The sequence below is a fragment of the Actinomyces acetigenes genome (assembly GCF_031296635.1).
Lineage (GTDB): Bacteria > Actinomycetota > Actinomycetes > Actinomycetales > Actinomycetaceae > Actinomyces > Actinomyces acetigenes.
In genome coordinates this window covers 1-12,606 of record NZ_JASPFC010000018.1, presented here as the reverse complement: position 1 = coordinate 12,606, position 12,606 = coordinate 1, and the positions used below count along the sequence as shown (strand labels likewise).

Below are 12,606 nucleotides of genomic sequence, written 5' to 3'. Positions count from 1 at the left end.
CCCGCCCGGAAGAATGCTTGACAAAGGCGAGTGCCCAAGCGCACCATATCGAGTATCGATACATCGATAGTCGATATGGAGTGTCGTCATGACTGTCAGCACCGAACCCGACACCGCCCCCGGCGCCGACCTCGACGACGAGGTGGCCGCCGACCAGACCCCAACGGATGACGTCGGTGCCTCCCCTGGTGCCGACGCCGGCGTCGGCCCCGGGAGCCTGGCCTTCACCTCGTTCCTCCTCGCCCTGCTCTGCTTCCCCTCCTTCTACATGCTCGGCTCCAACCTGTGGGACCTCATCAACGGCCGCGGGCTGCTGATGGAGCTCACCGACAGCGACCCCGCGCTGGACCGGCACCTGTCCTTCGGGCGCACGACGGTGGAGACGATCAACGGTTACTCGGTGAGCTATGGGACCGTGCACGGAATGTCCGGCGGCGCGCGGTTCTTCGTCGGCCTGATCATTGCCATCCACCTCCTCCTCATCGTGGCCTGCGCCGTCGCCTTCGTCCGGTTCATCGCCGCGATCCGCCCGGAGCGGAGGGGATTCGTCGACCACCTCTTCACTCGGGGCGGCCACCTGTTCTGGCTCCTCCTGGGACAGCAGCTGAGCGCCTTAGCGCTGCGCATCTCAGGCCTGGCGATCTCCGACGAGTACCTCACCGGTGCCCGAGCAGGAACGGAGCTGACCGGGGTCATCCCCACCGGCAACGACATCCCGACCCTCAAGAGCATCATCATCCTCATCCTCGCCACGCATCTGCTGCTCGCCCTGCACCGCGTGTACCAGCACTCCCGCACCCTGGCCGCTGAGAACACCGTGCTGCGCGAACAGACCGAGGGGCTCGTGTGAGTCACGTCGTCTGCCACCTCGATGAGCTGCTGGCCGCCCGCGGGATGACGCTCGTGGAGCTCTCCGAGAAGGTCGGGGTCACCACCGTCAACCTCTCAGTGCTCAAGAACGACCGCGCCAAGGCCATTCGCTACTCCACGCTCTGCGCCATCTGCGAGGCCCTGGGGTGCTCGGTCGGAGAGCTCCTGGAGGTCGTGCCGCACTGACCTCCCAGTACTCATCCTGGGCGCCTCACCTTGTGGCAGCGCTCGATGCCGGGCGGGGAGATCGTAGGCTCGACGTCGATGACCGCACCACTCCACCGCAGCCCTCACCCCGACGAGCCCTCCACGCGCGTCGACGAGGCCGCCGTGACCGCCCGCCGCGACGAGCTCCTGGCCACGGCGGCCATGCTGCCCGGCGCCTGGGCGGGGCACAAGCCCGAGTGGGACATCCCCGTCGCCTCGGTGGGCCCCCGCCTCTTCCTGCTGCTCATCCCCCACACCGACGGCCGCCTCCTGGCCAATGTCAAGCTCGACCCCGAGGACGTCGTCGCCGTGCGGGCCGCTTTCGAGTGGGTGGAACCGGGCTTCCACCAGTCCAAGCGGCACTGGGTGAGCATCGACCTCACCAGCCCCGACTACCGTGCGGACGAGGCCGCCGGCATGGTCGAGGACTCCTACCGGCTTGTCCTGTCCCTCCTGACCCGCCGGACGCGCGAGGCCGTCCTTCTGGCCGACGCCGCAGGCTCCCCCACCCGCCCCACCTGGCAGTGGTGAGGCGCCGTCCCCACAGCAGTCCGGAGGCCGGCCGCGCGGGATGTCCTCTCCCGCGCAGTCCTCTCCCGAAGACCGGCGGTCGAGCCGGTCTCAGATGACGCAGGTGCGCAAACCTGGCACTATTCAGGCGAGGCCATCGTCATCCGACGTCTGGCCACCCGACGGAAGGAGACACAGATGGGACTTGATGACCTGGCGAAGAAGGCCGGTGACGCTCTCAACTCCGACAAGGCCGAGGCGATCAGCGACAAGGCGCTGGACGCCGCAGCCGGTGCTGCCAAGAAGGCGACCGGCGGCAAGTACGACGACAAGATCGACGCCGCCCGCGACGCCGTTGACGGCAAGCTCGGCACGGAGTGATCCGGCTGAGAGCCTGCTTGACCCCAGGCACCGCGGTCTTCTGATCGCAGGAGTGAGGGCCCCGCACAGTTCAGTGCGGGGCCCTCACGCGATCCCGGCCAACTGGGCTCTCCCCATTTCTCTCAAGCACCGGCCGCCACAGTCCGGTGCCGCCACCGCGGGGCCCAGTTGTCTCCCACCGGGATGTCTCATCGGCCTCCCCTCGGGCTGCCTGCGCTCGCCTACTGCGCGTTGAGCGCGGCGGTCGGAGGAGTGCGGGAGGCCCGAACCGCCGGGTACACGCCGGCCAGGGCGCCGATGGCGATGGTGATGCCCAGCCCACCGGCGACGGCGACCACTGGCAGGGAGAAGGGCCAGCCGTTGGCGGCCGACATCCCGGCAGTCACCCCGATCCCGATGATGCAGCCCAGGGCACCGCCCAGGGAGGCCAGCAGCAGCGCCTCGGTCATGAACTGCACGAGGATGTGTCCGCGCATCGCGCCCAGGGACCGCCTCAGCCCGATCTCCCGACGGCGCTCGAGCACCGAGATGATCATCGTGTTGGCCACCCCGATACCACCGACGAGCAGGGCGATCGAGCCCACGCCCAGCAGCAGGCCGGTGAAGGCCTTGTCGGCCGCGTTCTTGGCCTCCAGCGCGTCCGAGGGGCGCGAGACCTTGACCTCGTTGGGGGCCTGCGGTGAGATCGACGGCGCCAGCACCTTGCGCACTGTGGGGACGGCGGCGTCCTGGCTGCGCGTGTAGACCGTCGTCGGCTTGGCGTCGTGCCCCAGCAGGTTACTGGCCACGCCCTGACCGATGAGGGCGGCGTTGTTGAGCTCGGGGGCCAGCACCACCGGCTTGAGGATGCCGACCACGGTGAACCAGTTGCCGCCGATCCACACCTTGGTTCCCGGCGAGACGACGCCGAGGCGCTGGGCCGCCGTCTGACCCAGGACCGTGGCCGGGTACTTGCTGGTGGCCTCGTTGAGCCAGGTGCCCTTGTCCACCTGGCCGGCCACGACGTCGAGCAGCGACTTGTCCGCGGCCAGGGTGGTGATGCCGCCGGAGGCGTTCTTGTCAATGAGCGGAGTGCGGTAGACCAGCGAGTTCTTGACCAGCCCGGTGCTCGAGGCGCTCTGGACGTTGTCGATGAGGCGGACCTTGCCGACACTGTCCTGCGGCAGGGAGGAGGAGTTTCCGAAGAGGTCCTGGCCGGCGGTGGCCGTCAGCAGGTTGGTCCCCAGGGAGTTGAGCTGGGCGGAGAGCTGGGCGCGGCTGGAGGCCGAGATGCCCACCACCGAGATCATGGCGGCGATACCGATGGCGATCCCCAGTGCGGACAGGAAGGCGCGGGTGGGGCGGGCCCTGATGCCGGTGCCTCCCAGGCGCAGCACGTCGGCCAGGCGCAGCCGCGAGCGCTGGAGCCGCCGAGCCGGGGCGTTGCCGGCCCGCTCGGCCGTGGACCGGTCACGCCGGAGCGTAGACGTCGTCATGGACGATCTCCTTCAGGCTTGAGTCCCCCACGATGCGGCCGTCGCGGATGGCGATCTGCCGGGGGAGCTGGGCGGCCAGCTCGTTGTCGTGGGTGATGACGATGATCGTGGTGCCTTGGGCGTGGAGCTCGTGGAGGAGCTCGACGATCGAGGCCCCGGAGGTGGAGTCGAGGTTCCCGGTGGGCTCGTCGGCCAGCAGCAGTGGGGGCTCGCCGACGACGGCCCGGGCGATGGCCACGCGCTGGCGCTCGCCGCCGCTCATCTGGTGGGGGCGGTGGTCGAGCCGGTGGGCCAGGCCGACGCGCCTGAGGGCGGCCCGGGCGCGTCGGCGCCGCTCGGAGCGGGGGACCCCGCTGTAGAGCAGGCCGTCGGCGACGTTGTCCACCGCGTTGACGCCGTCGGCCAGGTGGAACTGCTGGAAGACGAAGCCGATGCGGCTGGCCCGCAGGGCCGAGAGCTTGGCGTCGGACAGGGAGCCGACGTCGACGCCGTCGATCTCGACGGTGCCGGAGCTGGGCCGGTCCAGGGTGCCGATGAGGTTGAGGAGCGTGGACTTGCCCGAGCCCGAGGGGCCGACGATGGCGACGAACTCGCCGTAGTCGATCTCCAGGCTCACGCCCGCGCAGGCGGCCACGGGCGGCTCCCCGTAGGTGCGTTTCACGTCGCGCAGGGACAGGATGCGGCTCATGTCTGCGGCACCACCACTCGCTGTCCCTCGGAGATGTCCTTACCGGAGATCTCCACGCGCCCGCCGGCGAACAGCCCGATGGTGACCGGCACCTTGCGGGTGGTGCCGCCGGACTCGACGATCTCGACGCCGTACTGGTCGGCGCTCAGGGCCAGCAGGGCCCCGACCGGCACCGACAGGACACCCGTCCGCTTCTCGCTGGGCAGGTCGACGGTGACGGAGACCTCCTGGAAGTTGGTGGTCGCCGAGGCGTCGGTGAGGGTCACGGTGATGGGGATGACCCGTTCCTTGGACTCGCTGGAGCCGGAGCCGGAACCTGAGCCGGAACCGGAACCTGACTCGGAGCCGGAGGACTTCTCGGTGGGGGTGCCCACGGAGGTGATCTTCCCTTGAGTGGTCTTGGCGTCGGGCAGCTTGATGGTCACGGCGGTGCCGGCGACGGCGAGCTTCTGGTCGGAGAGCTTGATGTTGGCGTCGACCACCTGGGTGGTGGAGGTGACGTCGAAGAGCTCGGTGTCGGCGGCGACGCGGTCCCCCACCCGGGCAGCGACCTTCCCCACGCGCAGGTCCCCGGGAGCGAAGACTACCCGTCCCAGTGGGATGGTCCCGGTCTGGGGCAGGTCGAGGTCCTTCTGCCACTTTATGATGGCGCTGGTGGTGGCCCAGCTGAAGTGGTCGTCGGGATCGTAGTCGAAGTACCCCAGGTCCCTCAGGGCCGTCTCGAGCTGGCGAATGTCCTCGCCGTCCTCCATGCCGGCCTCGAAGTTGCGCCAGGCGGGCAGGGAGCCACGCATGAGGTAGGCGGTCCCGGAGCCCGTGCGGTAGAGGACGTCCCCCTGGGTCAGGACGGTCCCGGAGTCGGGCACCTGGATGAGAACGCCCTCGAAGCCCGACTTGAACTTGCGCGAGTCGGAGTAGCGCAGGGTACCGGTCACGGAGGTGTGCCCCTGGAGGTCCCCCTTGGTGATGGTGTCGGTGGCGCCGTTGAAGGTCGACGTCGTCGGCTTGGCCTTGGCCGCGAAGGGGCCCGATCTGGAGGCGAAGGCGCCTGCACCAGCGCCCGTAGCCAGGATCGCGGCGGCCCCCATGGCCAGGAAGGCCCGGCGGCGGGTGCGGTGGGCCGTACCCGCCGGCTTGTCCGCGGTGCCGGTCGAGCCGTCGTCGGCCTGCGTGGAGGTGGTGGTCTGATCCATGTGTCTGCCTGTCTGAGTGTGTGTCTGCGCGGCAGCCGGGCCGCGCGAGCCTGTGGTCTGTTGGCGCCCGGAGGGGCGCGGCGTCACTTGCTACCGACCTGGGAGAAGCACTTGCTCATGACGTCCTGGGGGATATCGCCGTTGAGCTGGATGCCCTTGCCGGCCTCGGGGTCGGGCACGTCGTATCCCTCTTTACGCAGGCACTCGGCGGCCTTGACCAGGTCCTGCTGCGTCTCGGGCTTGGCGAGGTCCTCGGTGCCGGGGGCGGGGCCGACGGTCTGCTCGCACTCCTGGGCGGCCTTGTTGGCGGCCTCGTTGTCGGGGAACTGCACGTTGCCGTTGGAGTCGGGGTCGGAGACGTCAATGCCCTTGTCGCGCATGCACTTGGCCATCTTGAGCAGGTAGTCGTCCCCGCTGGTGGCGGAGGCGGAGGCGGCCGAGTCCGCCTTCGAGCCCTGGGAGCATCCGGTCATGAGTCCGACGGCGCACACGGCGCAGGTCAGCACCGTGGCGGCGCGGGTGAGGATCCGGGTGTTGAGGGGCTGCTTCATGGGAGGGGTCCTTTCGGCTCACGTGGGTCGGGGCGCGGTGGCGTCCGTTCGTTCGGGGAACAGCCAACCGGGAGCGGTGTTGCCATGGGATTCACAATTTCGCTTATGTTGTGGCAACACGGGGGCTGGTTCGCTCAGGGACCGGCCGAAGACACCACAGTGAAGGAGGCAGGGCAATGCGCGTGCTCGTCGTGGAGGATGAGGAGTACCTGGCTGAGGCCATCGCCACAGGGTTGCGGCGTGAGGCGATGGCCGTTGACGTCGTCGGCGACGGGGCCAGCGCCCTGGAGCAGGTGGAGATCAACGACTACGACATCATCGTCCTGGACCGGGACCTGCCCGTGGTCCACGGCGACGAGGTCTGCCGGCGGGTGGTGCGCGACTACCCCAGCACGCGGGTCCTCATGCTCACCGCGTCCCGGACGCTGGACGCGCGCGTGGGCGGTTTCGAGCTGGGGGCGGACGACTACCTCACCAAGCCCTTCGAGTTCCCTGAGCTGGTGGCCCGGCTGCGGGCCCTGGGGCGACGCAGCCAGCCGGCGCGCACCCCGGTCCTCGAGGCCCACGGGGTGCGCCTGGATCCCTTCCGCCGGGAGGTCTACCGCGATGGGCGCTTCATTCACCTCAGTCCCAAGGAGTTCGCGGTCCTTCAGGTCCTCATGGAGGCCGAGGGCGGGGTCCTCAGCGCCGAGACGCTTCTGGAGAAGGCCTGGGACGCCAACGCCGACCCCTTCACCAACTCCACGCGGGTGACGATCTCCCACCTGCGTCGCAAGCTCGGTGAGCCGCGCGTGATCCAGACGGTTCCCGGCGCGGGCTACAGGTTCAGCGCATGAGTGGGGTGGGGGCTGCGCAGACCCGGGCCGACGACGCGGCGCAGCCGGGCGCCGACAGCGGGCCTCACGGCGCTCGTGAAGCCCGCGACGCCCGGCCGGGTCGCCGGGAGCGCTTGCGCCGCGCCCGGCACCTGAGTATCCGGGCCCGCCTGACCCTGACCTACGCCGGGATGGTGACGGCCGCCGGCGTGGTCCTCATTGCCCTGGTCTCCTTCTACACGCGCTACGTCACGCTGAGCATCCAGATCGGAGGTCCGGTCGGGGAGACCGCCGCCGTGCCGGTCTCGCAGGTCGGTGAGGCCGCCAAGGTGGACACGAACCTGTTCGATCTGCTGGGCACCATCATGCGCTCGGCCGTCGGCGCGCTGGCGCTGCTCGTGGTGCTCTCCGGGACCGTCGGCTGGATCCTGGCGGGGCGGATGCTGCAGCCGCTGTCCTCAATGAATGCGGCAGCCAAGCGCGCCGCCTCGGGCGACCTCAGTCAGCGGCTGGACCTGTCCGGCCCGCGCGACGAGATCCACGACCTGGCGGACACCTTCGACAACATGCTGGCCTCCTTGGAGCGCTCCTTCTCCGTCCACCGCCGGTTCGCGGCCAACGCCTCCCACGAGCTGCGCACTCCCCTGGCCACCACGCAGACGATGATCGACGTCGCCCTGTCCGACCCGCAGGCCTCGGCCGAGGACCTGCGCCGGGTTCTGACCCGGGTCCTGGAGACCAACCGCGCCAACCGGGAGACGATCGACGCCCTACTGGACCTGGCCGACGCCCAGTCCGGCAAGCTGGCCCACGAGGACGTGGACATGGAGGCCACGGTCCGTGACGCCCTGCGCCTCATCGCGCCGGAGGTCGCCGAGCGCAGGCTTCACGTCTCCACCCACCTGCTTCCCGCCCGGGTGCCCGGGGATCCGGTGCTGCTGCGCCAGAGCGTCTCCAACCTGCTACGCAATGCGGCCCGCTACAACATCGAGGGCGGCCGCATCACGGTGGGCATGGCGCGTCTGGACGACGGCGTGCGCCTGACGATCCGCAACGAGGGCCCCGTCGTGGCGGCCGAGAGCGTGGAGTCCCTGCGCGAGCCCTTCGTCCGCGGCGAGGGGCGGGGACGGACCCGGGGCTCCGGGCACGGGCTGGGCCTGGCCATCGTCACGGCCGTGGCCACCGCGCACGGCGGCGAGCTGCGCCTGAGCGCCAACCCCGACGGCGGGCTGACGGCCGTCCTCGAGCTGCCGGTGGGTCAGGCCGAGGACGCCTCAAGCGCAGCAGATTCCAACCATGCTGCCTCGTGACCACTGAGAGCTTCGGGGGTCAAAGCGCCTCACGACACCGACGGCGGGGCGGACCTGATCGTCGTCGCTCGCTTCACCCGCTAAGGAGCGGACGCGACCATCCACATGGTTCCCGGTGTCATGGGTGCGCAATGCACGAGGATCGGGTGCTACTGGAGGAGGGTCGGGTGTACTTCACGGGGGGCGGGGGTTCGTGCAGTACGCACAACCCCTGGCCAGTGCACCCCCACCCTCGTGCAGTAGGCCGCCCTGGCGACGAGGTGGGCCGGAGCCGACGTCGAACCATGCCCTCCCGACCCCTGCGCGGGAGCCGGAAGGGGCCAAAGGGGAAGGCGAGGCTGGCCCCGAGGTGAGAGCGTCTGGCTCCGCCGCCATGGCCCCGGACTCGGCCACACAGGCAACCCGGTGTCCATACAGCCGGCACCAACGGCTGACGGTCGCCGACCACGCGGGCCGGCGACCGTCAGGGTCAAGCACCTGGCTGCGGCGGAGACGCTACTCCGCCGGGCAGCGACTAGTTCTTCTTGGCGGAGTTGATGACCAGCTCGATGAAGAGGCGGATGAGGCCGATCTGAGCGACGACCCAGGGGGCGTCGAAGAGCAGACTCAGCAGGAACTTGCCGAAGTTGAAGCTTCCGTTCTGCAGCTCGATGTCCAAGCCATGGGTGAGGTCACCGGCGTTGTAAGCCGCGTAGAGCCAGTTCACGACCAGGGCGATGGCGGCGATGTAGAAGACCACCTTGCCGAACTTCTCGGCGAAGGGCTTGGCGGTGTCGAAGAGGTTGCCCATGAAGCTGTCCCCCGCCGGAGCCTGAGCGAAGGGCTGGCCGGGGGCGCCAGGGGCGCCGGGAGCGCCCTGGAACTGCTGCTGGGGCGGGTAGGGCTGCCCCGGGACCGGAGCCGACGGGGCCGAGGGCTGCTGCTGGTAGAAGGGCTGACCGGGGTTGGGGGGCTGAGTCATGAGGGCTGTTCGCTTCCTTCGGAGTTGGGGACGCAGGCAGGCTACCGTGTCAACGATGCCCTGTGAAACGATCAGGTCAACCCTCGCATTCTGCGAGGCGACTCACAGTCCTCAGGACATGGTGCACTGACACGCCATCAAGGCGGTCATCGGGCCACCCCACCATACAGAATCCCTGAAGGATGTGGTGGCACGCACCCGCCGGCCCGCGGGGGAAGCCCTCCCCATCGCTTGGGGAACCCACCCGTGCTTCGGTGTCTCAACGCGTCAGGCCGTAGGTGCTGGAGGCGCCCACCGGCAGGGCCATCGTGACGGGCCGATCCTCTCCTCCCGGGAGGATGGGCTGAGCCCTGGTCCTCCCGGGAGGACCAGGGCTCAGCCCACTCTCGATGGCGTCGGGCACCCGCCCCGCTCTCAGGCTCCCGCAGGAACCGGGGTGACGGGGACCTGCGCGCGCCACAGGGCGGGCGACGCCGGGGCGCTCATCGGCTGGCCGAGGAGCTGGTCCGTGCGCTGGTCGGGGACCTGCTGGGGAAACGGGTTCGTGCGGCTGCGCTCGCTGCGGGCGACGGCGGTGCGCAGCAGGACCTCGAAGGGACCGGGCATGCCGAGCCGCTCAAGTACCGCGCACAGGACCACGGTCGTCAGCCACACCATCACCGCCACCGCGGCGGATGCCGCCAACCCCAGCTCCAGGGGCCTCCCGGTCATCCACGGCGCGATGACGAAGATGCTGGCGAACATGACCGTCTGGGACAGGTAGGCCGTCATGGAGCGGCGCCCCACGTTGGACAGCAGCCACTTGAGGCCGGTCAGCCGGTTGTCCGCCGTCGGCCCGCCGGCGTAGAGGGCCAGGACGGCGAGCCAGCCGCAGCCCCCGGCCAGGCCCAGGACCGCGATCAGGGCGGGGTCGGCCTCCCAGGACTGAGCACTGGTGAGCGGGACCAGGAGCTCGTGAAGCGCGCCGAGCGCCCCCAGGGCCAGACCACCGATCCCGGCGAGTGTCAGCAGACCGCGGTGGCGCTCGGGGTGGGCGATGAGGTCGGTGTCGGCCAGGCGGGCACCCAGGAAGGCGGCGGGAAGAATCATCGTGGTGAAGGCCGCGCCCAGGGCGGTGAAGAACCAGTCATTCACGTTGGTCACGAACCAGGGCAGCGCTGACGCCACGGACTCACCTGCGCCGGTGGCTGCCGCAGCCGCCGGGGCGGGGCCCGCCGCGCTGGAGGCAGCCGCCTCACCGCCGGGGCCGAAGAGCATAGCCAGGACCACCGGCACGATCTGGGACAGAATGACCAGGGCGCACACCGCCAGCTGGCGCTTGTGGTGCTTGTGGGCGAACCACCCGGCGAAGACGACGGCGACGATGCCGTAGGTGCCGATGATCTCCGAGGGGAAGAAGGCGCCGTGGAGGAGCCCGAACAGGACCATCCACAGGCCGCGGCGCCGCACGAGGCGGCGGGCGTCGATGGTGGCCTGCTCCCGGGCCTGGTCGAGCTCAGCCGCCGACGGCGCCCGCAGCCCGCCGGTCAGCTGCCGGCAGTAGGCGTCGATGCCCGATGCCATGCGACGGTTGACCATGGTGGCCAGCCCGAAGCCGAAGAGCAGTGCGAACAGTGGGTAGGCGCGCTGGTCGATGAACAGGGCACGCATGAAGGCCCAGGTCCTGTCGACGGTCGATAGCGCACGGCCCTCGGGGCCTGCCACCCAGAACCCCACATTGGCCAGGGCGATGAGCAGCAGCATGAAGCCGCGGGCTACGTCGGGGGCGGGGTAGCGCAGGCCGCGGGAACCGTTGAATGAGGTCGCGGAGGAAGTCGTCGTGTTCATGACTCGACCGTATGAAAACCAGTGGTTCCGCGGCGTCCGCCTTAAGCGCCGAGATCGTCTCCACCGAAAGGAGGAGCCTGAGGCCCAGCCATTCTTCCGGCGGACGGCCCCGGGACGGGGCCGGCTCAGGGGGCAGGCTAAGCTCCCGGCCGGGGCGCAGGCGGCATGCCCGGCTGGACCGGCACCCCCGGCTGGACTCCCGGCTGAGCCGCTGGCGGCATGCCCGGCTGCATCGGCACCGGCGCTCCCGGCTGGACTCCCATCTGCATCATCGGCCACGGTCCCGGCTGCATCCCGGGCCAAACGGTGGGCGGGGGCGCCGGCGTCCTCCTGCGCTCGCTGCGGGCGACGGCGGTGCGCAGCAGGGTCTCGAAGGGGCCGGCATGACCACCGCGCTCCAGCAGGAGGCACAGGACCACGGTTGCCAGCCAGACACCCAGGGCGACGAGGGCGGCCGCGGCCTGCCCCATCCACAGGCGCCTGCCCGTCACCAGGAGCGGAATGATGCCGAAGATGATGCCGAACAGGATCGTCTGGCTCAGGTACACGGTCATGGAGCGGCGGCCGACGGCGGAGGCGAGCCGGCGCAGCCCCGTGAGCCGACCATCCGGCCTGGGTCCGCCGGCGTACAGCACCAGCAGTGCCAGCCAGCCGCAGGCGCCGGCCAGGCCGAAGAACTCTGTGGCGGCGAAGTCCGTCGGCCAGCGCTGTATCGACGTCGCGAGCGTCAGCGCGCCGTGGAACGCCGCGAGCGCCCCCAGCGCCAAACCGCCCAGGCCCACCGAGATCAGCAGGCGACGGTGCCGCTCCGGCTGGGTGAGGATGTCGGTGTCGGCCAGGCGGGCGCCGATCACCACGGCGGGAATGATGAGGGCGATGAGGACCTGCACGACCAGCACGATGACCCACTGCACGATGTTGCTGCCGACCCAGAGCAGTGCCGCCGTGAGCGAGACCGACTGCTCCCCGGAGGCCGTCAGGGTGTCGCCGCCCGACAGGGTCCCGGAGGCCAGGTACGTCCCCAGCGCCAGCACGGAGATGATGCCCCCGGTGAGGTAGAGCGCCGCGTAGTTCTTGCGGGCCAGCAGGTTGGCCAGGAGGACGGCGACCAGCCCATAGGCGCCAATGATGTCACCGGGGAAGACGAGGCCGTGGACGAATCCGAACAGGAGCATCCACCAGCCGCGGCGCCGCACCAGGCGGTAGGCGTCAATGGTGGCCATCTCGCGGGCCCAGGCCGCCTCGTGCGGCATTGGCTCGCGGCCCTCCGGCGCGCCGGGAAGGGAGGCGAGGTAGGTCTGGGTCCCGGAGGCGATGCGTCGGTTGATCATAGTCATGAGCCCGAAGCCGAAGAGCATCGCGAACAGCGGGTAGGCCCGGTGGTCCACCAGCAGCGTGCGGACGAACATCCACCAGCCGTCAACGGAGGACACCGGCGGTTCGGCCCCGTTGGGCATCTTGTTCCATGACGGAACGTTGGCGACCGCGATGAGCAGGAGCATGAAGCCACGGGCCACGTCTGGGGCGGGGTATCGCACGCCCCGCGAGCCGGTGAAGGAGGTTGTCATCCGCATGGGCAGGACCTTACGGGCGGTCGAGGACCGGCTGCATCCGCCCGGAGAATGATGCGCAAGGGCTGTCCGCTGGCCCCGCCGCAGCGGCTGACGGGCTCAGTGCCGTATCAGTGCCCGAGTCCAGAACCCGCCGGCGCTCGCCAGTCCCCGTCAGTGCCAGTCAGTGCCACCGACCCATGGGCACGAGAGCGGTGCTCACGCCTCCCGCAGTGCCCGCTGCCCCCGTCGCACCGGCGCGTGCGCG

The 12,606-nt window shown here is 70.1% G+C and carries 13 protein-coding genes; 6 read left to right on the top strand and 7 right to left on the bottom strand.

All coding sequences use genetic code 11. From position 1 onward, the window contains the following. Nucleotides 1-88: 88 nt before the first annotated feature. From RIV14_RS08460 to RIV14_RS08445, 4 genes are all read left to right on the top strand, one after another. A complete protein-coding gene (locus RIV14_RS08460) occupies nucleotides 89-850 on the top strand; it encodes a hypothetical protein (protein WP_075372060.1) in 762 nt (253 codons plus the stop codon). After that, the gene (locus tag RIV14_RS08455) at nucleotides 847-1,056 is read left to right on the top strand and encodes a helix-turn-helix domain-containing protein (protein ID WP_075372061.1); all 210 of its coding nucleotides are present in this window, start codon (nucleotides 847-849) and stop codon (nucleotides 1,054-1,056) included. The genes RIV14_RS08460 and RIV14_RS08455 overlap by 4 nt, the downstream gene beginning before the upstream one ends. Nucleotides 1,057-1,134: 78 nt before the next feature. Then, entirely contained in the window at nucleotides 1,135-1,608 is a 474-nt protein-coding gene (locus RIV14_RS08450; RefSeq protein WP_075372062.1) for an MmcQ/YjbR family DNA-binding protein, read from the top strand. A 177-nt stretch (nucleotides 1,609-1,785) separates the two neighbouring features. After that, entirely contained in the window at nucleotides 1,786-1,968 is a 183-nt protein-coding gene (locus RIV14_RS08445; protein ID WP_075372063.1) for an Rv0909 family putative TA system antitoxin, read from the top strand. A gap of 221 nt (nucleotides 1,969-2,189) precedes the next feature. Here RIV14_RS08445 and RIV14_RS08440 read toward each other — a convergent pair whose 3' ends face one another. The 4 genes from RIV14_RS08440 to RIV14_RS08425 all read right to left on the bottom strand — a co-directional run bounded on the left by RIV14_RS08440 (nucleotide 2,190) and on the right by RIV14_RS08425 (nucleotide 5,875). Beyond that, complete coding sequence (locus RIV14_RS08440; RefSeq protein ID WP_081379474.1) at nucleotides 2,190-3,443, bottom strand: ABC transporter permease; 1,254 nt, start codon at nucleotides 3,441-3,443, stop codon at nucleotides 2,190-2,192. Continuing rightward, nucleotides 3,418-4,131, bottom strand: a complete 714-nt coding sequence (locus RIV14_RS08435; protein ID WP_075372064.1) for an ABC transporter ATP-binding protein — start codon at nucleotides 4,129-4,131, stop codon at nucleotides 3,418-3,420. The genes RIV14_RS08440 and RIV14_RS08435 overlap by 26 nt, the downstream gene beginning before the upstream one ends. After that, nucleotides 4,128-5,324: a peptidoglycan-binding protein gene (locus RIV14_RS08430; RefSeq protein WP_075372065.1), complete on the bottom strand. Its 1,197-nt coding sequence runs from the start codon at nucleotides 5,322-5,324 to the stop codon at nucleotides 4,128-4,130. Before RIV14_RS08430 ends, RIV14_RS08435 begins: the two co-directional genes overlap by 4 nt. 83 nt (nucleotides 5,325-5,407) lie before the next feature. Next, nucleotides 5,408-5,875, bottom strand: a complete 468-nt coding sequence (locus tag RIV14_RS08425; RefSeq protein WP_075372066.1) for a hypothetical protein — start codon at nucleotides 5,873-5,875, stop codon at nucleotides 5,408-5,410. A 176-nt stretch (nucleotides 5,876-6,051) separates the two neighbouring features. On the opposite strand from RIV14_RS08425, the gene RIV14_RS08420 reads away from it, so the two are divergent. After that, complete coding sequence (locus RIV14_RS08420) at nucleotides 6,052-6,711, top strand: response regulator transcription factor (protein ID WP_070658363.1); 660 nt, start codon at nucleotides 6,052-6,054, stop codon at nucleotides 6,709-6,711. Then, nucleotides 6,708-8,000: a sensor histidine kinase gene (locus RIV14_RS08415; protein WP_256699150.1), complete on the top strand. Its 1,293-nt coding sequence runs from the start codon at nucleotides 6,708-6,710 to the stop codon at nucleotides 7,998-8,000. Before RIV14_RS08420 ends, RIV14_RS08415 begins: the two co-directional genes overlap by 4 nt. Before the next feature lie 514 nt (nucleotides 8,001-8,514). On the opposite strand, the gene RIV14_RS08410 is transcribed toward RIV14_RS08415, so the two are convergent. From RIV14_RS08410 to RIV14_RS08400, 3 genes are all read right to left on the bottom strand, one after another. After that, nucleotides 8,515-8,961: a hypothetical protein gene (locus RIV14_RS08410; RefSeq protein ID WP_075372067.1), complete on the bottom strand. Its 447-nt coding sequence runs from the start codon at nucleotides 8,959-8,961 to the stop codon at nucleotides 8,515-8,517. A gap of 414 nt (nucleotides 8,962-9,375) precedes the next feature. Then, nucleotides 9,376-10,788 (bottom strand): DUF418 domain-containing protein, encoded by a 1,413-nt coding sequence (locus tag RIV14_RS08405; RefSeq protein WP_075372068.1) that lies wholly within the window; start codon nucleotides 10,786-10,788, stop codon nucleotides 9,376-9,378. Between the two features lie 137 nt (nucleotides 10,789-10,925). Further along, nucleotides 10,926-12,362, bottom strand: a complete 1,437-nt coding sequence (locus RIV14_RS08400; protein WP_075372069.1) for a DUF418 domain-containing protein — start codon at nucleotides 12,360-12,362, stop codon at nucleotides 10,926-10,928. Nucleotides 12,363-12,606: the final 244 nt, after the last annotated feature.